Here is a 21,891-nt window from a genome sequence, read left to right on the forward strand (position 1 = left end):
TTCAGACGTACCGGCCCTCGAACCAGGCCCGCACAGCCAGCGTGTGCAATGGGAAGGCGAGTTCCTCCGCCCTGCGCAGAAGGTGCCAGCCCTCCGTCTCGTCCGTCGCCGCAGACTGGGGAAGGCCCTCGGCCGATCGCTCCGGGAGGAGCCCGAACAGCAGCAGATGCCCGTCCGGGGAGCTCATGGCGTCGATGAGCCGTACGTCGCGGCCGGCCGCGTCGATACCGGTCTCTTCCTTGAGTTCGCGGACGACGGCCTGCCGCCAGTCCTCGCGGTCGTCGATGTAACCGCCGGGCAGGGCTATGCCCCCGCGCGCGGGGGCGATGGTTCGGGTGATGACGACGAGGGCGGTGCCCTTCGTGTCGTACACGGGTTGGAGCGCGATCGCCACAGGCAGTGGGTTGCGGTAGGCCACCGCGTGGCAGGCCGGACAGGTGCGGGGCCAACCGGAGGCGCCCTCCCCGTAGGGCGCTCCGCAGCTCGAACAGTGGGAGTCGGGCGCGGAGTTGGGGGTTGAGGCTTGAGTTTCGGACACGAAGCGGAATGTATCCGATCACGGGAAGGGCGTCTCCGGCAGGCCACTCAGTAGCCGCTGGCGAGCGACTTCCAGGACACGGGGAAGTCGAAATAGGTGTCCGGGTAGGGCTCGGGCTTGTACGTGTAGTGCCACCACTCCTCGGCGAGGTTCACGAATCCGAGCCCCTCGAGGGTGCCCTTGAGGAGCAGCCTGTTGGCGCGCTGATCGCCCTGGATGCGCGGGTCGAGCGTGTGGGCGAGGGTGTCGAAGCAGTCGAAGCCGGTGCCCATGTCGACGGAGTTGTCGGGGAAGCGCTCACCCTTGGGCCCGTAGCAGGGGACGAGTGCTTCTCCGGGGTGGTACGGCCGGGTCGGCTTCTCGGGGAGCCTCACGATGGTGAGGTCCATGGTCGAGCCGCGGCTGTGGCCGGATTTCTCCGCGATGTAACCGTCCTCGAACAGGCGGGTCTTGTCGACCTTCGGATAGAACTCGCCCTTCATCGCCTGGTCGTCGAGGTCCTCGGCCCAGCGGACGAAGTGGTTGACGGCGCGCTGTGGCCGGTAGCAGTCGTACACCTTGAGGGTGTAGCCCTTGCGCAGCAGCCTCGTCTGGGCCCTGTGGAGGGCTTCGGCGGCCGGCCGGGTGAGGATGCAGATCGGCTGCTGGTAGCCGTCGATGCGCTCGCCGACGAAGTTGTGCGGAGTGAAGTAGCGCATCTCCTGGATGATCGTCGGGTCCACCGTTCTCAGGGCCACGAAGTCTTTCGGTGCCTTGGATTCCGCCGTCGTCCTGGCCTGTGCGGTGGCGGATGCGGCGGTCACGGTCAGCAGGGCGGCGAGTGCGGTGATCACACCGCGTACTGCACGGGAGAGATGTGTCATGTCTCCTGCATCTATCAGGAAGACGTTGCGTCCGGGAAGCGATCGGATGCGGTTCACCCCGGATGCGCGAAAGGACGGCCGGAACCACCCCCGTGGATCCCGGCCGTCCCTTCCGTAACGACGACGCACCAAGGACCGGTTCGGTTCGATCGAGCGCACTGCCGATTTCCGGATGCCCGTGGCAGACTTCTGACGTTCCGTCAGATCCCTTGGCGAGGAGGAACTTTGTCGCGTACACGCACGCCTGTGGTCGATGGGTGGTTCACCGGCGACGGGGACGGCTTCAGGCTCCTCGGGACGCGTTGTGCGGCGTGCACCTCGCTCTTCTTCCCCCGCGAGGACGCGCACTGCCGTAATCCCGGGTGCCCGGGCGGAGATCTGGAGGAGGTGCCCCTTTCACGACAGGGGCGCGTCTGGTCGTACACGGACAGCCGGTATCGACCTCCGTCACCCTATGTGACCGACCCGGAACTTCCGTGGGAGCCGTACACGTTGATCGCTGTGGAGCTGGAGCCCGAGCGAATCGTTGTGCTGGGGCAGGCGGCTCCGGGGATCACCGTCGCCGACCTGGCCGTGGGCATGGAGGTGGAGGTCGTGCCCGGAGTGCTCCATGAGGACACAGAGACGATCTGGACGACCTGGCACTGGCGGCCGACGGGGGTGGAGGCATGACGGGTGAGGTGGCGGTGCTCGGCGCGGGCATGCACCCGTGGGGCAAGTGGGGGCACAGTTTCGTCGAGTACGGGGCTGCGGCGGCCCGTGCCGCGCTCGCCGACGCCGGGCTCGGGTGGCGGGACGTCGGCTCGGTCGTCGGGGCCGGCACCGTGCGTGGCGGCTATCCGGGGTATGTGGCCGGGGCGACCTTCGCGAAGGCACTGGGCTGGCAGGGGGCCCGGGTAGCCAGCGTGTACGCCGCCTGCGCGTCCGGGGCGCAGGCCGTCAACACCGCGCGGGCGCAGATCCTTTCGGGGCTCGCGGACGTGGTCCTCGTGGTGGGGGCCGACGCGGCACCCAAGGGATTCTTCCGGCCGGCGGGCGGAGACCGGCCCGACGATCCGGACTGGCTTCGCTTCCGGGTTCTGGGGGCGACCAATCCCACGTACTTCGGGCTGTACGCCCGCCGTCGCATGGCCGTACACGGTGACACGCTGGAGGACTTCGCACAGGTCAAGGTGAAGAACTCGGCGCTGGGGGCGCTCAATCCGAACGCGCGCTACCGGACGCGGGTCACCGCCGATGAGGTCGCCGCGTCCGCCGTGGTCGCCGATCCGCTGCGGCTGCTCGACATCTGCGCGACGTCGGACGGAGGTGCCGCGCTGGTGCTGTCCAGCATGGAGTTCGCGCGTCGGCACGCGACGAATCCGCCGGTGCGGATCCGGGCCGTGTCCACGGTGACACCCCGCTACCCCAACACGGTGCTGGATCTGCCCGACATCGCGACGGACTCGGCGGCGTCCCAGGAACCGGCCGCCGACCCGTTCCGGGCGTCGATCGCGCGAGCGGCCTACGAGGAGGCGGGCGTCGGACCCGAGGACCTCTCCCTCGCGGAGGTGTACGACCTGTCCACCGCCCTGGAGTTGCAGTGGTACGAGGATCTGGGGCTGTGCGGGCAGGGAGAGGGCGCGAAGCTGTTGCGGGAGGGCGCGACAGCCCTGGGCGGCCGCATACCGGTGAACGTCAGCGGTGGGCTGGCCTCCTTCGGCGAGGCGGTTCCGGCTCAGGCGATCGCTCAAGTTTGCGAGCTGACCTGGCAGTTGAGAGGGGAGGCGGGTGAGCGGCAGGTGGCGGGGGCGCGCGTGGGGATCACGGCGAACCAGGGATTGTTCGGGCACGGATCGGCGGTGATCGCAGTGCGGTGAGCAGCCGTTCGGGGACGGGCCGGAAGAACATGGCCGTCGTGCGACGTAAGCCCTTTCTCGTACGCTGCGTGACCGCCCCGGAATCCTGTGTGAACGTCTCATGAACTGGCCCTGAGCGTGCTTCGGTGGAGCCATCATGCTCCCGTGCGCTCCTGGACGGATACTCTCCGCTTCGCCTTCCAACCGGTGGTCAACCTGACCACCGGCGGAGTCGCGGGGCTGGAGATACTCGCCCGCCCTGAGGCCGGCGACGTCCTGGCCGAGGCTCGCCGGGACCCTGAACTCGACGGCCGGCTTGCGGTGTTGGCGGTCCGTGCGGCGGCGCGCAAGGAGACGCTGCTGCCGCTGCACGTCAACGTGTTCGCCGGTACCCTCGCCGACCTCGGTGGCCTCACTCCACTGCACGACGCCGTCCGCACGGCGGGCCGGCTGCCGTGGGAGGTGACGATCGACATCGGGCCGCCGTACACGCACGTACCGCACCAGGCGCTGCTGGAGGCGGTGGGCGCGCTGCGGGCCCAGGGCTTCCGGATCAGTGCGGACGGCGTCGGGGACGGTGACCTACCCCTGCGATTGCTCACCGACATGGGGCCCGACCTGGTGAAACTGGACGCGTCGCTGCTGGCTCGGCCTGCGGCGGTGAAGGCCATGCGGACACTGTGCGAGCAGATGGGAGCGCTCCTGTCCGTCGAGGGTGTGGAGACGGAACTGCAGTGCGGGGCCGCGATCTCGGCCGGAGCCCAGCTGGCACAGGGTGAGTTGTTCGCGCCGCCGGCCCGGCTTCCCGCGGCGGACGTATACGTTCCGCCCCGCTCCCCGGGTGCCGTGACGGTTCCGAGGTCTGGACCTTCGGTGCTGGAGTTCGTGCGGCCCGCGGCGCTGCTGCCGGCCACCGCGTCGGCCGGTCAGGTGCGGGCACTGCTGACCGGGTCGCCGGAGGTGTCCGGGGTGCTGCTCGTGGACCAGCACGGGCTCCCGGTCCGTTCCGTGCATCGCTCGCGCTTTCTGCTGTCGATGTCGGGGCGCTATGGCCATGCGCTGTACGCCGACCGGCCCGCCGCCAAGCTCGGCGACCACCCTCGGACGGTAGGGGTCGATGCCACTGCCTGGGAGGTCCTGGACGTGGTTGCCGTCGGTGACCGCAGCCGTACATCGGACGATGTGGCGGTCGTGGACCGGCACGGGAGGTGTGTCGGTGTCGTACGGCTCGCGGACCTGGTGCGCGCGCTGGCCGAGAGCCGGGTCGAGGAGGCGGCCGGGCTCAATCCACTGACACGGCTTCCGGGTTCGGACGCCATCACCGGCGAAGTGGACCGACGCATCGCGGACGGCCGGACGTTCGCGCTGAGCTGGCTGGACGTTGATCACTTCAAGCAGGTCAACGATGGAGCCGGATTCGCGGCGGGCGACGAGCTGATCCGGTCGGTGGGTAGGGCGCTGCAGCACGCGGCGTCCGGAAGCACCCGGGTCGGCCACATCGGTGGGGACGACTTTTTGGTGCTCGCCGAGCCGGAGTGGCTGGATCCGCTGGCCGCCTCGGTGCTGGACACGCCCTGGTCGGCCGGCGGGCGGCCCGTCACGTTGTCCCTGGCCACCGTCTTGTGTCCACCGGGCAGTGTGATGGACCACCGTCAGGCGGCCGCATGTCTGGCACCGCTGAAGAAAGCCGCGAAATCGCTGCAGGGAGCGAGTTGGGTACTGGGCCGAGCGGGGCTGGCGGGCCACGAGATCCGGCGGGGCTCGGGGGCGGCGCCCGCCCAGGCCGGGTGCGCGGTGGCGGAACCAGGCCTAGGCTGATCGTCATAACCGACGGACGTTCCTCCTTCGCACGGACACCGCGGCGGCTGTCACCGTTGCCGTCGGCGACCTTGACGCTCTGTGGGCGCCGGTGAACACTTCCGGTGTCAGTCGACATCGCCGTACATAAACGGTGTATCCAGGCACGCGCCGCGCGGGCCCCGCCTGAAGACCAGGCCCGTTCCCCACTGGCGATTCGGCTGCGACGGCACGCTCGTCACGGACGCCGTGCGGGGCGCGGGAGCTTCCCTGCCTTCGGCTGAAGTCGCCACGGGAAACGCACCCTGCACGGAGGACCGGGCCGATCACCCCGGGACAGGGCCTAGGAGCCGCCATGAGCAACGGAGACATCCACGGCGAAGGCCGCGGCTGCGGCGTCGGAGGACCGTCGCACGGCGGGCGCACGGGCCATGCCGTCACCGCGACCCGTGGCCCGTGACCACGCCCGGACCGGAGTCACCTGTGGATCCCGGTTGTCGGACCGCTGATCGGCGGGGCGCTTCCCGGGCTCATCCTCAAAGCAGCCTTCTGATCCAAAGCAGCCTCCCGAAGGAACGACGAAGGGGACGTCATGACGGACAAGTTCGTCGCCGCTATCGACCAGGGCACCACCTCCAGCCGCTGCATCGTCTTCAACCAGGACGGCGCGATCGTCGCCGTCGACCAGCGCGAGCACCGCCAGATCTTCCCGAAACCGGGCTGGGTCGAGCACGACGCCACGGAGATCTGGTCCAAGGTGCAGGCGGTGGTCGCCGGAGCGATCGCCAAGGCCGGACTGCGCTCCGACCAGCTCAGCGCGCTCGGCATCACCAACCAGCGCGAAACCACGCTCCTGTGGGACCGCGCGACGGGCAAGCCCGTGCACAACGCGATCGTGTGGCAGGACACGCGCACCGCGGGTCTCGTCAACCAGCTCGGCGGCGCGGACGGGCAGGACCGTTTCCGCGAGCAGACCGGACTGCCGCTGGCCACCTACTTCTCCGGCCCGAAGGCGGCCTGGCTGCTCGACAACGTGCCCGGCCTCCGGGCACGGGCCGAGAACGGCGAGATCGCCTTCGGCACCATGGACTCCTGGCTCATCTGGAACCTGACGGGCGGCACCGACGGCGGACAGCACGTCACCGACGTGACCAATGCCGGGCGCACCATGCTGATGGACCTGGAAACCCTGCAGTGGGACCCGTCCATCCTCTCCGCGATGAACATCCCCGAGGCCGTCCTGCCCGAGATCAGGTCCTCGGCCGAGGTGTACGGCAGTGCCGTCGGCCAGCTGGCCGGAGTGCCGGTCGCGTCGGCCCTCGGCGACCAGCAGGCGGCCGTGTTCGGGCAGGCCTGCTACGACGTGGGCACCGCGAAGAACACGTACGGCACGGGTTCCTTCCTGCTGCTCAACACGGGCAACCGGCCGGTGGCGTCGAAGAGCGGGCTGCTGACGACGATGGGCTACAAGATCGGGAGTGAGGCACCGGTCTACTGCCTGGAGGGGTCGATAGCCATAACGGGCGCCCTCGTGCAATGGTTCCGCGACCAGCTGGGCATCATCCGTACCGCCGACGAGATCGAGCCCCTGGCGGAGAGCGTCGACGACAACGGCGGCGCGTACATCGTGCCCGCCTTCTCCGGCCTCTTCGCACCGTACTGGCGCTCCGACGCGCGCGGTGTCATCACTGGGCTGACCCGCTACGTCACCAAGGCGCATCTCGCACGGGCCGTGCTGGAGGCGACGAGCTGGCAGACGCGCGAGGTCGTGGACGCCATGTACCAGGACTCCGGGGTGCACATCACCACCCTGAAGGTGGACGGCGGCATGACCAAGAACAACCTGCTGATGCAGCACCAGGCGGATGTGCTCGACGTTCCGGTGGTACGGCCGAAGGTCTCCGAAACCACGTGTCTCGGCGCCGCCTACGCCGCCGGACTCGCCACCGGCGTCTGGAACGACCTCGACGAGCTGAAGTCCCACTGGCAGAAGGACGTCGAATGGACACCTTCCATGGAGGCGTCCGTACGCGACCGCGAGTACCACAACTGGCGCAAGGCCGTTGAGAAGAGCTTCGGCTGGGAGGAGGACGGCGAGAACTAGGCACACGCGCGCGTGCGTGAGCCGTAGGCAGCGGCCCGTACCCCGGTCGGCGGGGGTACGGGCCGCCTCCGCGCGGTTCAGGTCGCGACGGGCTCCCGTCGGCCGGCCGCGTGCGCCATCGCGTGCCCGACCACGCCGATGAGGACCTCCTTGACGGACTCCCGGTCACGGGCGTCCGTCAGCACGACCGGTACGTCGTCGTCCAGGTCGAGGGCCCGGCGGACGTCCTTGGCGGGGTAACGGGCCGATCCCTCGAAGCAGTTGACGCCGACGACGAAGGGTATGGAGCGCCGCTCGAAGTAGTCGACGGCGGCGAAGCAGTCCTCCAGGCGGCGGGTGTCGGCGAGCACGACGGCACCGAGGGCGCCCTCGGAGAGCTCGTCCCACATGAACCAGAACCGCTCCTGACCGGGCGTGCCGAACAGGTACAGCACGAGGTCCTCGCGAAGGGTGATGCGGCCGAAGTCCATGGCCACCGTGGTGGTGTGCTTGCCCTCCACGCCGCTCGTGTCGTCGATCGGGCGGCCGGCCTCGGTGAGCAGTTCCTCGGTGCGCAGCGGCCTGATCTCACTGACCGCGCCGACGAGGGTGGTCTTGCCCACGCCGAAGCCGCCGGCCACCAGGATCTTGAGCGTGACGGGCTCGACCGGTGGCTTCCCGCGCTCAGAACGCCCGAAGATCATCGATCTCTTCTCCTGCTTCATGGGGGTGGGACGACGGCAGACCATAGCCTCCGCCGCCTGGGGTTTCGATGACGAGTACGTCGCCGGGTCCGACCTCGGCGGAGTCGCTGCCGCGGAGCGCGGTGACCGTGCCGTCCGCGTGCTCCACACGGTTGGCGCCGAGCGCGCCGGGCTCGCCGCCCGCCATGCCGTACGGCGGGACCCTGCGGTGCTGGGACAGGGTGGAGACCGTCATGGGCTCGTGGAAGCGGATGCGGCGCACCGCACCGTCCCCGCCGTGCCACCGTCCGGCGCCGCCGCTGCCGTACCGGACGGCGAACTCGTCGACCCGGACGGGCAGCCGCCACTCCAGGACCTCGGGGTCGGTGAGCCTCGAATTGGTCATGTGGGTCTGCACGACAGGAGCGCCGGGGAAGCCCTCGCCCGCGCCGGAACCGGAGGCCACGGTCTCGTAGTACTGGTGGCGCTCGTTCCCGAAGGTGACGTTGTTCATGGTTCCGGAGCCCTCGGCCTGGACGCCTAGCGCTGCATAGAGGGCGCCGGTGATGGCCTGGGAGGTCTCGACGTTGCCCGCGACGACGGCGGCCGGCGGCTCGGGCGCCAGCATGGAGCCGGGCGGCACGACGATGTCCAGGGGGCGCAGACAGCCGTCGTTGAGCGGGATGTCGTCGGCGACGAGCGTGCGGAACACGTACAGGACGGCCGCGTTGACCACGGCGAAGGGCGCGTTGAAGTTGCTCGTCAGCTGCGGGGACGTACCGGTGAAGTCCACGGTCGCGGAGCGGTTTTCGTGGTCCACGCGCACGCGTACCCGGATGACTGCGCCCGAGTCGGTCTCGTAGGCGCACTCGCCGTCCTCGAGGGTGTCGACGACCCGGCGTACGGCCTCCTCGGCGTTGTCCTGGACGTGCTTCATGTACGCCTGGACGACGTCGAGGCCGAAGTTCTCGATCATGCGGCCGACTTCGTCGACGCCCTTCCTGTTGGCGGCGATCTGGGCACGCAGGTCGGCGAGGTTGGTCCTGGGATTGCGGGAGGGGTAGGGCGCCTCGGTGAGGAGCCGGAGAGTCTCCGCCTCGCGGAAGCGGCCGTTCTCGGCGAGCAGCCAGTTGTCGAAGAGGATGCCTTCCTCCTCGATGGTCCGGCTGTTCGCGGGCATGGAGCCGGGCGCGATGCCGCCGATCTCGGCGTGGTGGCCGCGGGAGGCGACGTAGAAGAGGAGTCGGTCACCCTGCGTGTCGAAGACGGGGGTGATCACGGTGACGTCGGGCAGGTGGGTGCCGCCGTGGTACGGGTCGTTGACGGCGTACGTGTCTCCGGGCCGCATCGAGGTGCCCCGGCGCCTGATGACCTCCTTGACGCTCGTGCCCATCGAGCCCAGGTGGACGGGGATGTGAGGGGCGTTGGCCACCAGGTTTCCGTCCGGGTCGAAGAGGGCGCAGGAGAAGTCGAGGCGCTCTTTGATGTTGACGGACTGGGCGGTGGACTCCAGCCGGGCGCCCATCTGTTCGGCGATCGACATGAAGAGGTTGTTGAAAACCTCGAGGAGAACCGGATCAGCTTCTGTGTCGAGATCGGAACTCTGCGTAATCGTCACGCGTTCCATGACCAGATGCCCGTCGTCCCGTGCCACGGCCTGCCAGCCGTCGTCGACGACGGTCGTCGCGCCGGCCTCGGCGATGATCGCGGGGCCGGTGACGGTGTCGCCGGGAGGGAGGTCCTCGCGGCGGCGGAGGGGTACGTCGCGCCAGGCGCCGCCGGTGTGGAGGCGGACAGGCGCGGCCGAGCCGCCGGCGCGGGCGGCTTCGTAGGGGGCGAGCACAGAGAGATCGGGGGGTTGTGTGATGCCGGTGGCTTCGACGGAGAGGGCTTCGACGACGATCGGGCGCTCCAGCGTGAAGGAGTACGTGGCGCGATGACGTTCTTCGAAGGTGTGGCGCATCGTGTCGGGCTCGGTCAGCTCGACGGTGAGAGGGGTGTCGGTGCCGTCGTAGCGCACCTGCGCGCGGCGGGTGATCCGGATGCGCTCCTCGGGGACGTCCTCGGCCAGAAGTTCCGCGCGGGCGGCTCCCTCAAGGTCGTCGGCCGTCTTGAGGACGGCCGGCATGGAAGCCGGCTCCAGGGGTGCCTCTACGGACTGTTCGCGCATGGCGGTCGTGTCGGCGAGGCCGATGCCCAGCGCGGACAGGACGCCTGCCATGGGCGGTACGAGGACCGTGCGGATGCCGAGCGAGTCGGCGACCATGCACGCGTGCTGGCCACCCGCACCACCGAAGGTGGTGAGGGTGTAGCGGGTGACGTCATGGCCCTTCTGGACGGAGATCCTCTTGACGGCGTTGGCGATGTTGGCGACGGCGATCTGCAGGTAGCCCTCGGCGACCTGCTCGGGCGTGCGGTCGTCTCCGGTCCTGGTGCGGATCTCGCGCGCGAGGGCGGCGAAGCGGTCGCGGACGAGCGGCGCGTCGAGAGGCTGGTCTCCGCCCGGGCCGAACACCTTGGGAAAGTGCGCGGGTTGGATCCGGCCGAGCATGACGTTGGCGTCGGTGACGGCGAGCGGGCCACCGCCGCGGTAGCAGGCGGGCCCCGGGTCCGCGCCCGCCGAGTCCGGTCCTACGCGGTAGCGGGATCCGTCGAAGTGGAGGATCGAGCCGCCGCCGGCCGCGACGGTGTGGATGTCGAGCATGGGGGCGCGGAGTCGGACACCGGCGATCTGTGTGGTGAAGACGCGCTCGTACTCGCCCGCGAAGTGCGAGACATCGGTGGAGGTGCCGCCCATGTCGAATCCGATGACGTGGTCGAAGCCGGCCAGCTGCGACATACGGGCCATGCCGACGATGCCTCCGGCCGGCCCGGAGAGGATGGCGTCCTTGCCACGGAACTGACCGGCTTCGGCGAGCCCTCCGTTGGACTGCATGAACATCAGCCGTACGCCTCGGAGTTCGTCGGCGACTTGCTGGACGTAGCGGCGCAGGACGGGCGACAGGTAGGCGTCGACGACCGCGGTGTCCCCGCGCGGCACGAGCTTCATCAGCGGGCTGACCTCACTGGACAGCGAGATCTGCGGAAAGCCGATGCGGGCGGCCAGGGCGCCGACGGCCTGCTCATGGGCGGGGTGCAGGTGGCTGTGCATGCAGACGACGGCGACGGCGCGGATGCCGTCGCCGTAGGCCTCCCGAAGGGGGCCGACAAGGGCGTCCAGGTCGGGGGCGCGCAGGACGGTGCCGTCTGCGGCGATGCGCTCGTCGACCTCCACGACGCGCTCGTGGAGCAGCTCGGGGAGGTCGATGCGGCGGGCGAAGATGTGCGGGCGGTTCTGGTAGGCGATGCGCAGGGCATCCCGGAAGCCGCGGGTGACGACCAGCAGGGTGCGTTCGCCCTTGCGTTCCAGGAGCGCGTTGGTGGCGACCGTCGTTCCCATGCGGACGGCCTCGACGGGGTCCTGGGAGTCGGCCAGCAGTTCGCGGACGCCCGCGACCGCCGCGTCGGAGTAGCGTGCCGGGTTCTCCGACAGCAGCTTGTGCGTCAGCAGGCGGCCGTCGGGGCGCCGCGCGACGATATCGGTGAACGTGCCGCCCCGATCGACCCAGAACTGCCAGCCAGCCACCTCAGTACCTCGATTCCGCGCCGCTCACAGTGCCCGGAGGCCGTTGATCACGTCGCGCAGAATACTCTCGTCCGGCAGTTCGGCAGGGGGTACGGGCCGGGTCACATGGACGAATTCGCCGGCCACGAGGTCGCCGATGAGGACGCGCACCACTCCGATGGGCAGATCGAGTTCGGCGGCGAGTTCGGCGACCGACTGGGGAGCGGCACGGCACAGATCGACGATGTCCACATGCTCCGGGGACAGCATCGCGTCGGCGTCGGGGTCGTCCGCCTGCGGCTCCGTGACGACCACCGCGATCAGGTCGAGGCGATGCTGGCCCTCACTGGTGGTACGGCCGCGCGTCATGGCATACGGACGGACGACCGGTCCGGCCTCGTCGTCGAACCAGTGGCTTCTTCCCTGCCCGTCAGCGTTCATGACATCTCACTACCCGCCTGCGGACAGATCGGTGCGCGGGGCAGCGCCCAGATGCACCCCGACCCGCTTCACCAGGAGCGTCATCTCGTAAGCGACCTGGCCGACGTCCGAGTCGGCGTCCGAGAGGACGGCCAGGCAGCTGCCGTCGCCGGCGGCCGTCACGAAGAGAAAGGCCTCGTCCAGCTCGACGACCGTCTGCCGGACGTTGCCGGCCTCGAAGTGGCGGCCCACGCCCTTGGCGAGGCTGTGGAATCCGGAGGCGACGGCGGCGAGGTGCTCACTGTCCTCCCGGGTCAGGCCCTTGGACACACCCGTCGGCAGGCCGTCGCCCGACAGCACGATGGCCTTGCGGATGCTCGCGACGCGGTCCACCAGATCGTCCAGGAGCCAGTTGAGCTCCCCGGACTTGTTGGTCGCGGTGTGGCCGGTCGTCTTCGGTGCGGTCATCGACCGTCCCCCCTTGTCGTTCGTTGTGGTGCTGTGCCGCTCCGGGCGTCGTCACCCGCGGCATTCTCGTCGCGGCCGCGCTGCCAGCCGCGCTGGAGCGAGGCCATCCGGCTGCGGACCTCGTCGGCGTCCCGCTCCACGGGCTCCGGGGCGCCCTCCGTGTCCCGCCGGTTCTGCTTCAGCTGCGGGGCCAGGTTGGCCTGCCGTACGCGCCGGGGCAGCGGGCCCGAGCCGGAGCCGGCCTCCTGCGGGGCGGTGCCGGGGCGCCTGGCCACCGTGCCCTCGCCCATGGTGATCGCGGCGGGACGGTTGCGCATGGGGAGGGCGGGAGCCTGCGGGCTTTCACCGGGACCCGGTCGCTCGGATGCCGGGGACACAACGCCCTCACCGGGCCGGTCGGGTCCACCCGCACCCGGGCGCAGCGGCGAGGCTCCGCGCCGCCGGGTCGGCAGCGGTGGCGCGGCTTTCTGGTCCGGCCGGCTCGTACCGCGGCCGCCCGCGGACTCCTCGTCCCGGGGACGCGGGGGCGCCGGGGCTGCGGCTTCCGGCTCGGGTCGGACGCCCGGGCTCGTCGGCGGTTCCTCGGCGGCGTCCTCGCGGCGCGAGCGCTGCTCGGTGACCGGGCGTCCGTGTGAGCTGACCAGCTTGGGTGTACGGCGACGGGACAGCCGGACCGGCTCGCCGATGTCGTCGGCAGCATCGATGCGGGCCGGTTCATGGATGCCGGAGTCGTCGTGGAGGGGACGGTCGCTGCGGCCGGTCGTCTCGTCGCGCGCGAGGGCGATGGAGCGGCGAGGGCGGAAGATGCCGCCACGCTCGCTGTCCTCGTCGTCGAGCGCGCCCGGGAAGTCCTCGACGGCGTCGAGGTCGACCGGCGCCTCCAGTTCGACCGGGCCGTCCACAAGTGCGGCGGGCCGACCGGGAAGGGGTACGGGCATCGGGGAGAGCGCGGTGCGGCGGCTCTCCTCCAGTTCGGCCTCCTTCGTCGGGTGGGGCCGGTCGAGGCGGAAGCCGATGCCGTTGGTGTCGGGGACGTCGTCCGTCAGCAGCGCGTCGGGGACGAAGAGGACCGCGGTGGTGCCGCCGTACGGGGACGGCTGCAAGGAGACTCGGACGTTCTGCCGCTGGGCGAGCCGGCTGACCACGAACAGGCCGAGCCGGTCCGTGTCGGACAGTTCGAACTCCGGTGTCTCGGCGAGCCGGAGGTTGGCATCCAGAAGAGCGTCGGCGGCCATGCCGAGGCCGCGGTCGTGGATCTCCAGGGTGAAGCCGTTGGCGACCCGCTCGCCCAGGACCTGGACGGCCGTGTGCGGTGGGGAGAACACCGTGGCGTTCTCCAGGAGTTCGGCCACGAGGTGGGTCAGGTCGGCGACGGCTGGACCGGTGACGGCGATCCGCGGCAGGCGGCGGACCTCGATGCGTTCGTAGTCCTCGACCTCGGCGACCGCGGCCCGGACGACATCCATGAGCTGGACGGGCTTGCGCCACTGCCGGGAAGGGGCGGCGCCGGAGAGGATCACGAGGCCCTCGGCGTGCCGTCGCATACGGGTGGTCAGGTGGTCGAGGCGGAAAAGGTCGGCGAGCTCGTCGGTGTCCTCGGTCCGGCGCTCCATGGTGTCGAGGAGGGTGAGCTGCTTGTGCAGGAGGACCTGGCTGCGCCGGGCGAGGTTGACGAACACCTCGGAGACCCCGGCGCGCAGTTCGGCCTGTTTGACGGCGGCCTCGACGGCGGCGCGCTGCAGGGTGTTGAGGGCCTGGCCGACCTCGCCGATCTCGTTCTTGTCGTACTCGAGGCGCGGGACCTCGGTCTCCACGTCGACCTGTTCGCCCGCGGACAGGCGCCGCATGACGCTGGGCAGCCGCAGGCCGGACGCCTCGTGGGCCTCCAGTCGCAGTTGCCTCAGGTCGCGGATGAGGGCGCGGCCGACGCGCACGGACAGGAAGAGCGAGAGCAGTAGGGCGACCAGGCCGAATACGCCGGCGACGGCCGCCTTGGCGATGACTCCCACGGCGACCGGGCGGACGCGGTCCTGATAGCGGTCGCTCGCCTGGTCGTTGAGGGTGCCGAGCTTGTCGAGCACGTTGCCGGCGGATGTGTCCCAGCTCTGCGCCGTGACCTCGCCGGGCTTGCCGTCGGCGGAGGAGACGGCGTCCTGCTCGGCCACGCGCAGCGGGGCGGTAGCGGCGTTCTTCCAGAACCGCTCGTAGCGTTCGCGGTCCGACGAGGGCAGCAGCGGCAGGTTGACGTCGTACATCAGGCTGCGCTGGGCGCCGAGGTCGGAGATGTCGCGGCTCTCGTCGCGTGTGAGCTTGCCGACGATCAGCGAGGAGCCGAGAAGGGCGTCCTCGCGGGAGAGCAGTTCGCGGGCCCGGGCGAGGTTGACGAGTGCGCGGTACTGCTTGTCCATCTCGACGTTGTCGACGACGTGAAGATTGGCGAGCAGGACATAGCAGGGGTCGACCAGGCGGTTGTAGAGGTCGAGGGTCTGGGCGCGGTCGACGGTGCCGTCCTCGACGCTGCGGCGCAGGGCCTCGATGCCGTCGAACGCGTCCAGCACGGCACTCAGACGCTCGCCCGTGCCGTCGCCCATCGCGTCGCGCACATCGGGGTTCTTGGCGTTCTTCCGGATCTCGGCGGCGGCCTTGTCCGTGGCGGTCCGGCTGCGCCTGAGATCGGCGAGGCCATCTGCGGCCCGGGGGTCGGCCAGGTAGACGAGGGTCTGTCGGCGCTCCTGCTGCAGGACACGGACGGTGTCCTCCATCGGATACCCGATCTTCTCCACCACGTCCGACACGTTGAACAGATCTTCTGCCTCGCGTCCCGTGAGCACCGTGGCGAAGCCCCAGATCGCGGTCAGGGACACCAGCGGCACGAGAAGCAGCGCCACGATCTTCCGGCGGATCGACTTCCCGCGAAAGCGCATGGCCTCCCCCTGCTCGACCCCCGGCAGCCGGGGGTACACATGTACGTCAACAAACGGCGCGAGCCTACTACCGACGCACAGATATCTCGAAGAGCAGCCCGGAAGCTGAACTTCCGCGCGGGCGACGAGACATGGGGAGTTGTCCGGTCATTGCGGGAGATTGCCTCCCCGATTCCCTGGAGGACCGCAGAAACGTATCCGGCCGACCTACCCGGCCAGTTGGCCTGAAATTTACGCTCCGTGGGAATCTTCGGGGCGCCTCGTTCGTCCTTCTCTACGGGGAATGGATGCGGAATGAGCCACAGGAGCCGTATCCCGCACCCTGGCGGCGTAAAACAGCGCAAGCCGGGCAGCCACTGGGGAGCCGTGCCATCGGGCACGGGGCGAGCGGTCTGCTGGCGGTGGGGAGTGACACGTTGATGGGCACGGCGGAGCGGCGCGAGGCGCCCGGGGACGGCTTGGCGGCACAGCTGACAGGGCAGCCGGGCCAAGAGGCACGGGATCGCGACATTCCAGCGGACACGCACGCGGTGAGAGACAGCCGCGGTGTACCGGCGGGGGCGGGTGATGGAGCGGCAGAGTCCGCGGGCAAGGCGGCTGCTGCGCTGGGGAAGAACGAACCGCGGTCGCCTTACGCGCCGTTGTGGGTCGAGGAGCCGGCGCGGCGGCGTCGGATGCCCGATCCGGTGCGTACGGCGGCGGTGCGAGCGGTGATCATCATCGCTGTGACGCTGATACAGGCGATGGTGGCCTTCCTGTGCACCATCGCCGGATCCTGGCTCGCCTTCCCGATGGTCATCAGCAGCGTCGTCAGCACGGTGGTGGCCACCTGGGGCGCCCTCGACGTCTGGGTGACCCGTCAGGTCTGGAACCAGCGCGACGGAGTGGTATCGACACCCAGCAGCAGCGCCCGGACCCTGCGCCGCGAGCGTCGCCGGGCCCGACGGCAGCTGAAGGCCACCGAGCGGACCCAGGAGCGGATACGCCGGCGCGGCGGGTCCGGGAGGTTGTCACACCCCTGACCCGCGGCGTCTGCACGGCGCCGGGTGCCGGTCCTACGGGACGCTGGGGGCTGGGCGTTTGAACATCCGTGTCGCCGTGATCTCACCGTGCACCGCTTCGCCCTCTCCGGCCGGGGTCTGCTGCGGCAGACCCGGACGGAGGTGTTCCTCCACGCTGATGTACTTCAGCCCGGCCCGCAGGTCGGCATCGTTGCGCAGCCGGATGACCAGCGGGAACTCCGCCAGCGCGGTCGTGTCGAACAGGCCGGTGGTGTAAAGGAGTTGGACGCCGAGCGCGTCGGACACGGCCCGCTGGAGTTCCAGGAGGTACGTGGCGTTGGCGCGCCCGATCGGGTTGTCGAGGAACAGCGTGCCGGCGTGCCGGTGCTTTTCGCGGCCCCGGTCGTTCGACCGCAGCGCGGCCATCGTGCAGTACAGGGCGATGGCCGCGGTGAGCAGCTGGCCGCCGGAGAACACGTCACCCATCTGCCCGACGGGCACCCGCTCGGCGCGCAGCACGGCGTCCGGCTTGAGGATCTCCACAGCGACGCCCTTGGGCTGAAGGGCGGCGCCCACGCCCCGCAGCAGCAGGGACATTCCGTCACGACGCAGGTCGGAGTTCTTCTTGACGGCCGCCCGGGTCGCCTCGTCGATGACCTCGCCGAGCCGTTCGGTCAGAGTGGCCTGGTCGGGCTCCTCGAAGCGGATGCGCAAGAACTCCTGCCCGGACCACTCCCCCAGCCCCTCGGGCAGCCGGGAGAGCCGCTGAGCGGACCGCAGCGTAGCCAGTGCCGACTCCACGAGCCCGCGCAGCCGGTCCACGATCGAGTCCCTGTTCCGCTCCAGCTGCACCAACTCGTCAGTGAGGACACGAAGTCGGGGCGCGAACGCGTCGGCCCACTTCTGGGCGTGCTCGGGCAGTGCGGAGGCGGGCAGCTCGCGGATCTGCTGCCGCGCCGGGGTGCGGACCTGCTCGTAGCGTGTGGAGTTGGCGTGCCGGACGAGAATGTCGCTCGCCTCGCGCACGGTTGCCTCGGCGGCCGACAGGTCGGCGGCGCAGCCGCGCAGGGAGCGGCGGGCCTCGGCGGCAGCGTGCCGGGCCTCCTCCAGGCTGCCGGTGTACGACTCCGGCTCGTCCTGCTCCTCGTCGAAGACGTGCTCGCGCAGCAGGTCGCGGAGCATCGCGGTGATCTCGTCGAATCCGCCGGCCGCGTCCTCGGCCGCACGGTGCGCGTCGAGGAGTTCGGCGTGGGCTTCCCGGGACTGGGTCAACGCATCGGTGCGGGAGGCTAGTTCGGCCGTCGCCGTACGCAGCAGTGCCTGTGCGTGCTCGGCGTCGCGCGGTTGGAGCTCCTCGGGCAGCTCGGTGTGCGCCTCGCCGTCCTCGGGCGCGTGCCGCTCGGTCTCGCCACGCAGCCGTCCGAGCTGCTCGCTCGCGGTCGACATCCGGGTCTCCAGGAGCTGCACCAGCTCCTCGGCGCGCGCGGCGGCGGCCTGTCGGGAGGGTCCGTCGGAGCCGTCCGGCGACTGGAGCAACTGCTCCGCGCGCGTACGGACTTTGTTGCTGAGCCGGTCCAACTCTGTGCGGGCCGCGCTCTCGTCGCTCTCCGCGCGTGCCTGCTCGGCGCGCAGGTCGGCGCCGACGCCGACCTTCTCGTAGAGCTGGGATGCGGCGCGGTAGGCCTCACGGAGGGCGGGCAGCGACGGCTTGGCGGCTGCCTCGTCGTCCTCCGGTACGACGTCGGGGGCGCCCGCGGTCTCCGCGCGCTCGGCACGCAGTGCCCGGGCCGTACGGCGGGCGTCGTCGGCGGCGCGCTGGGCGCCGCGGCGGTCCTCGTCGGCGGCGCGGGCACGCTCCAGACAGGCCTGGGCACGAGCCTCCGACTCGGCGCCCTCGTCGGCCAGTTCGCGCAGTTTGACCTGCCATCCGGCCCGTTCACGCAGTCGGAAGGCGAGTCCGGCGAGGGCGTCGGCCGCGCGCCGGGACTTCTGCGCGGCCTCCTGCCGCTCGTCCCGCACCTGCGCTGCCTCGGCGGCGACCTCGTCGGCCTCGGCCCGCACCGTGCGCGCCTCGGCCAGCTCGGCCTCGGCCTCCTCGGCGAACGCCCCCGCGTCGTGCGCGGCCCGGGCCAGCTCGACGAGCCGCCCGGCCGGGCAGCCGGTGCGCCAGGAGGCGAGCCGCGCCGCCAGCTCCCGGTCCTTGCCGAGGCGCGCGGCGAGCGTCCTGATCTCCTCGTCCCGTTCGCCCGCCCGCGCGCGCAGCGCCTGCCGCTCCTCGTCGGCGGCGTGCTCGTCGTGCATGGCCGGGTTCGGCGGTACGAGGAAGACGCTGCTGTCGCCCGAGTCCGCGGCCGGGGTCGGTGCCAGCAGGGCGGCTGCCGTGCCGACGGCCACGGCGGAGCGCGGCAGCAGCGCGGCCTCGTTGAGGGTCTCGCGGGCCCGTGCGTGCGTGTCGGGATCGGTGATGATCACGCCGTCGACCAGTTCCGGCCGCGCCGCGAGCACGCGCGCGTGGTCGGCGGGGTCCACGGCCTGGGCGAGATAGCGCCAGCCGGGCAGCGCCGGAATGCCGTGCTCCCCCAGGAACTCCACGGTGGCCAGCACGTCCGGCCCGGGCGGCAGCAGTCCCCCGTCTCCGAGCGCGCCGAGGATCCGGGAGTCGTCGGCCGCAGCGGTACGCAGCTCGAAGAGCTGCCGCTCGGCGGACGAGACGGTGACGTCGAGCAGCTCGCGCAGTTCGTCGGCGAACCGGTCGAGCTCTTCGGGGCTGAGGGCCGGCCGGCTGCCCTCGGTCTCGTGCCGGGGCTGCGGGACCAACGGCCGTGTGTCGCTGCCGGAGACACTCAGCAGCTCCGCCAGCCGTTCTTCCGCGGCCAGAGCCTCGGCGATGCCGCGCTCGGCCTCGTACGACCGCCGGGTCGCCGTCGCCGCGTCCGCCGCGCGTGCCGCCGTCAGCTCCGCACGGGATTCCGCCGAGGCCGCCTCGCGCGCGTGTTCCGTGGCCTTGCGCGATGCCTCGCGCGCCGTGTCCCAGGCGGCGACCGCCGTCTTCTCGGCGTCGCTGGCCGCGAGGGCGGCGCGGGCCGGGTCGGCGTCGGGCGCGCTGTCGTCGAGCCATCCCGCGCGCACCGCTTCGGCGGTCTCCTGCTCGACCTCGGTGAGGCGCTGCCGCAGATGCCCGACCTCGCTGCGGGCCCGCTGTGCCTCGGTGGCGGCGGCGGTCGAGTCCCGGTAGGCGGCCTCGCTCACCTCCTGCAGCGCGGCGGACCGCTCCTCCTCCTCGTTGGCAAGGCTCTCGGCGCTTCCAGCGGCCGCGTGCAGGGCCCGTACGAGATCCACGGCGGCCTTGGTGCGGGCCGCGAGCGCGGGGGCCGCGTCCCGCTCGGCCTCCTGGATCGCGGCGGCCACCCGCGCGACCCGGTCGGCGGCGACGCGATGGCGCAGCACGGCCTCGGCGGCCTGCCACGCGGAGTGCAGCGTGCGCGCGTCGGCGAGCTCGCGCTTGTGTCCGGCGGCGGACTTCTCGGACGCGGCGAGCGCCAGCGAGGCGTTGCGGTAGGCGAGTTCGGCAGCGATCAGCGCGCTGCGCTCCCGGCCCGCCTCGGAGTGGGTGACCGCGTAGGCGGCCGCGGTGACGCGCTGGGCGAGGTCGGCGGCCCGGACGCGCTCCTGCCCGCCCCGCGCCGACAGGCGCCGTGCCAGTGCGCGGGTACGGCGCTCGGCAGCGGTGTGGATGTCACGCGCGCGTGAGCGGGCGTCGGCGGCCTCGACGATCCGTCCCAGGAGGTCCGCCGATCCGGCGGTGAAGTCCCGTTCGGCGATCAGTTCGGCCCGGCGGCCCAGCTTGTTGCCGAAGCCGCTGACCAGGTCGGCGAGCCCGTCTGTGTCACGTGTGTCGGTGACGGCGCGCAGCAGCAGGTCGGTGAAGTCGGAGTCCTTCTTGACCGCGAAGAGACCGGCGGCCTCGCCCTCGTCGGCGTTCATCTCCCGCTGGTAGCGGAAGAGTTCGGGGTCGAGACCGAGGTCGCCGAGGTGCTCGATCCACCGGTCGTGGATCTCCTCCCAGTGCACCTCCAGATGCGGATACGCCTTGCCGGCCTCGGTGAGGGCGTCCCTGAAGCCTTTCATGGTGCGCCGGCGGCCCTGCGCGCCGGACTGGCCCTCTACGGCCGGCCGCACGGACGTGGCCTCGGCGACAGGCAGGTTGTCCAGGGACAGCCCGGGGCCGGGCCGGAAGGAGTACCAGGCCTCGGCGAACTTCCGCGGGTCGTTGGAGACTTGGCGGCCTCGCCACTCGCTGACCTTGCCGACGACGACGCACTCGCCGGTCAGCGTGTGCTGCCACTCCAGGGCGACGTGCCCGCAGTCGTCGGCGAGCAGGAACTTGCGCAGCACGCCGGAGCTGGCGCCGCCCAGGGTGTTGCGGTGACCGGGCAGCATCACGGAGAAGATCAGCTTCAGCAGTACGGACTTGCCGCCGCCGTTCTCCAGGAAGAGCACGCCGGCGGGTGCGGGGCGGCGCGGGGGGCCGACGGGCTCCTCCTCGAAGAACTCCGCCTGGGCGGGCGCGGGGTCGGGCACGGGCTCGCCCACGCCCCGCAGGTCAAGCACGGTGTCGGCGTAGCGCGCACCGGCGGGACCGATGGAGTAGAGGCGGACCCGGGACAGCTCGTACATGGCGGACTCTCGTAAGTCTTCGGCAGGTCGGAAAGGTTCAGGAGCTGGACGCGTGGAACGGCAGCCCGGCGTCGGCCACCGGCTCCAGGTCGTCGGTGTCCTCGGCGGGCAGCAGCGTGGGCGTGCCGTCGGTCACCGGGACCACGCCCAGCTCCAGCAGCTCGGCCATCGCGGCACTGCCCGCCATGTCCCGTACCTGGAGCTGGTAGCGGGCGGTCGTGCGGTAGGTGCCGCCGTTGTCGTCACCAGTGCGCTGCAGGAACCCGGAGTCGGTGAGGAAGGCGGCCGCCTTGCCCACGATGCCGGTCGTCGAACCGGCGAGCCTGCGCGCGTCCTTGGTGGCACCGGCGGCGCTGCGTCTGGCCCAGATCCGCCACGCGGCCTCCAGCCCGGGCGCGTCGGTGGCCGGGTCCGTGTTGTCGCCGTGCTCCTCGGCCCGCTCCTCCAGGCGGCGGCAGGCCTGCCGTACGAAGGCGTCGACGCCGTTGACGGTCACGCGCCCGATGTATCCGTCGTCGGCCAGGTCCTCTGGGCGCGGGAACCCCATGGCGGCGACGGCGAGGTGGGCCAGCCCGTGCAGGAACCGGTCCCCGCCGTCGGCGGAGGTACGACGCGCGTAGTCGCCCATGCGGACGGCGAACACCGAGTCCTCGGCCGCCGTCACGGCCATCCCCGCGCGCGGGGACACCTCCAGCACGACGAGCCCGAGCCCTGCGGCCACGGCGTCCGAGAGGCGCGCGAACGGCGGGTCCTCGCGATACCGGCGCAGCAGGTCCGCGTACTCCTGGTCCCGCGCGGGCTGCAGCTTCGGCTGCAGCCCGAACGCGACGAGCCGCGCCGCGTCGGCGGCGTCGGCGGGCGTGACGGCGGCGGTCGCCGACGGGGCCGGGGCCTCCGTGTCACTCCACTCGACGTGCTCACTCACGACTGCAACTCCTTGGTCTGATTGATCGGGGGTGCCGGGATGCGCCCCGGCAGGTGCGCGGGAACTGCGC

General features: G+C 71.1%; 14 protein-coding genes. 5 read left to right on the top strand and 9 right to left on the bottom strand.

Annotation, left to right across the window (positions count from 1 at the left end; translation table 11 throughout):
- Window position 1: 1 nt before the first annotated feature.
- Both ACYUED_RS07215 and ACYUED_RS07220 read right to left on the bottom strand, forming a co-directional pair.
- Window positions 2–538 carry an NUDIX domain-containing protein gene (locus ACYUED_RS07215; protein WP_491291459.1) on the bottom strand — a complete coding sequence of 179 codons (537 nt, stop codon included), beginning with the start codon at window positions 536–538 and terminating at the stop codon, window positions 2–4.
- Window positions 539–585: 47 nt separating this feature from the next.
- Window positions 586–1,401, bottom strand: coding sequence for a M15 family metallopeptidase (locus ACYUED_RS07220; RefSeq protein WP_491291460.1), 816 nt, complete (start codon window positions 1,399–1,401; stop codon window positions 586–588).
- A 246-nt stretch (window positions 1,402–1,647) separates the two neighbouring features.
- On the opposite strand from ACYUED_RS07220, the gene ACYUED_RS07225 reads away from it, so the two are divergent.
- The 4 genes from ACYUED_RS07225 to glpK all read left to right on the top strand — a co-directional run bounded on the left by ACYUED_RS07225 (window position 1,648) and on the right by glpK (window position 7,140).
- Window positions 1,648–2,073 carry a Zn-ribbon domain-containing OB-fold protein gene (locus ACYUED_RS07225; protein ID WP_491294176.1) on the top strand — a complete coding sequence of 142 codons (426 nt, stop codon included), beginning with the start codon at window positions 1,648–1,650 and terminating at the stop codon, window positions 2,071–2,073.
- Window positions 2,070–3,260, top strand: coding sequence for a lipid-transfer protein (locus ACYUED_RS07230; RefSeq protein WP_491291461.1), 1,191 nt, complete (start codon window positions 2,070–2,072; stop codon window positions 3,258–3,260). The genes ACYUED_RS07225 and ACYUED_RS07230 overlap by 4 nt, the downstream gene beginning before the upstream one ends.
- Window positions 3,261–3,404: 144 nt before the next feature.
- Entirely contained in the window at window positions 3,405–5,057 is a 1,653-nt protein-coding gene (locus ACYUED_RS07235; protein ID WP_491291462.1) for an EAL domain-containing protein, read from the top strand.
- Between the two features lie 571 nt (window positions 5,058–5,628).
- Window positions 5,629–7,140 carry a glycerol kinase GlpK gene (glpK, locus tag ACYUED_RS07240; protein WP_491291463.1) on the top strand — a complete coding sequence of 504 codons (1,512 nt, stop codon included), beginning with the start codon at window positions 5,629–5,631 and terminating at the stop codon, window positions 7,138–7,140.
- Between the two features lie 77 nt (window positions 7,141–7,217).
- On the opposite strand, the gene ACYUED_RS07245 is transcribed toward glpK, so the two are convergent.
- From ACYUED_RS07245 to ACYUED_RS07265, 5 genes are read right to left on the bottom strand one after another with little or no spacing between them, the layout of a single operon-like run.
- Window positions 7,218–7,823 carry a GTP-binding protein gene (locus ACYUED_RS07245; protein ID WP_491291464.1) on the bottom strand — a complete coding sequence of 202 codons (606 nt, stop codon included), beginning with the start codon at window positions 7,821–7,823 and terminating at the stop codon, window positions 7,218–7,220.
- Complete coding sequence (locus tag ACYUED_RS07250; protein ID WP_491291465.1) at window positions 7,804–11,427, bottom strand: hydantoinase B/oxoprolinase family protein; 3,624 nt, start codon at window positions 11,425–11,427, stop codon at window positions 7,804–7,806. Before ACYUED_RS07250 ends, ACYUED_RS07245 begins: the two co-directional genes overlap by 20 nt.
- Before the next feature lie 24 nt (window positions 11,428–11,451).
- On the bottom strand, window positions 11,452–11,847 hold the full coding sequence (locus ACYUED_RS07255; RefSeq protein ID WP_266530668.1) for a DUF742 domain-containing protein: 396 nt from the start codon (window positions 11,845–11,847) through the stop codon (window positions 11,452–11,454).
- A gap of 9 nt (window positions 11,848–11,856) precedes the next feature.
- On the bottom strand, window positions 11,857–12,294 hold the full coding sequence (locus tag ACYUED_RS07260; protein WP_491291466.1) for a roadblock/LC7 domain-containing protein: 438 nt from the start codon (window positions 12,292–12,294) through the stop codon (window positions 11,857–11,859).
- The gene (locus tag ACYUED_RS07265; protein ID WP_491291467.1) at window positions 12,291–15,218 is read right to left on the bottom strand and encodes a nitrate- and nitrite sensing domain-containing protein; all 2,928 of its coding nucleotides are present in this window, start codon (window positions 15,216–15,218) and stop codon (window positions 12,291–12,293) included. The genes ACYUED_RS07260 and ACYUED_RS07265 overlap by 4 nt, the downstream gene beginning before the upstream one ends.
- 419 nt (window positions 15,219–15,637) lie before the next feature.
- Between ACYUED_RS07265 and ACYUED_RS07270 the strand changes: the two genes are divergently transcribed.
- On the top strand, window positions 15,638–16,240 hold the full coding sequence (locus tag ACYUED_RS07270; protein WP_491291468.1) for a hypothetical protein: 603 nt from the start codon (window positions 15,638–15,640) through the stop codon (window positions 16,238–16,240).
- A 33-nt stretch (window positions 16,241–16,273) separates the two neighbouring features.
- On the opposite strand, the gene ACYUED_RS07275 is transcribed toward ACYUED_RS07270, so the two are convergent.
- Window positions 16,274–20,896 (bottom strand): hypothetical protein, encoded by a 4,623-nt coding sequence (locus ACYUED_RS07275; RefSeq protein ID WP_491291469.1) that lies wholly within the window; start codon window positions 20,894–20,896, stop codon window positions 16,274–16,276.
- Between the two features lie 37 nt (window positions 20,897–20,933).
- Window positions 20,934–21,821, bottom strand: coding sequence for a hypothetical protein (locus ACYUED_RS07280; protein WP_491291470.1), 888 nt, complete (start codon window positions 21,819–21,821; stop codon window positions 20,934–20,936).
- Window positions 21,822–21,891: the final 70 nt, after the last annotated feature.

It is taken from the genome of Streptomyces sp. DF42 (genome assembly GCF_058267695.1).

Bases quoted from the DNA above. Each gene is read 5' to 3' on its own strand.
- glpK (WP_491291463.1), top strand. From the start codon at position 5,629: ATGACGGACAAGTTCGTCGCCGCTATCGACCAGGGCACCACCTCCAGC.
- ACYUED_RS07260 (WP_491291466.1), bottom strand. From the start codon at position 12,294: ATGACCGCACCGAAGACGACCGGCCACACCGCGACCAACAAGTCCGGG.
- ACYUED_RS07230 (WP_491291461.1), top strand. From the start codon at position 2,070: ATGACGGGTGAGGTGGCGGTGCTCGGCGCGGGCATGCACCCGTGGGGC.
- ACYUED_RS07220 (WP_491291460.1), bottom strand. From the start codon at position 1,401: ATGACACATCTCTCCCGTGCAGTACGCGGTGTGATCACCGCACTCGCC.
- ACYUED_RS07255 (WP_266530668.1), bottom strand. From the start codon at position 11,847: ATGAACGCTGACGGGCAGGGAAGAAGCCACTGGTTCGACGACGAGGCC.
- ACYUED_RS07265 (WP_491291467.1), bottom strand. From the start codon at position 15,218: ATGCGCTTTCGCGGGAAGTCGATCCGCCGGAAGATCGTGGCGCTGCTT.
- ACYUED_RS07275 (WP_491291469.1), bottom strand. From the start codon at position 20,896: ATGTACGAGCTGTCCCGGGTCCGCCTCTACTCCATCGGTCCCGCCGGT.
- ACYUED_RS07245 (WP_491291464.1), bottom strand. From the start codon at position 7,823: ATGATCTTCGGGCGTTCTGAGCGCGGGAAGCCACCGGTCGAGCCCGTC.
- ACYUED_RS07270 (WP_491291468.1), top strand. From the start codon at position 15,638: ATGGGCACGGCGGAGCGGCGCGAGGCGCCCGGGGACGGCTTGGCGGCA.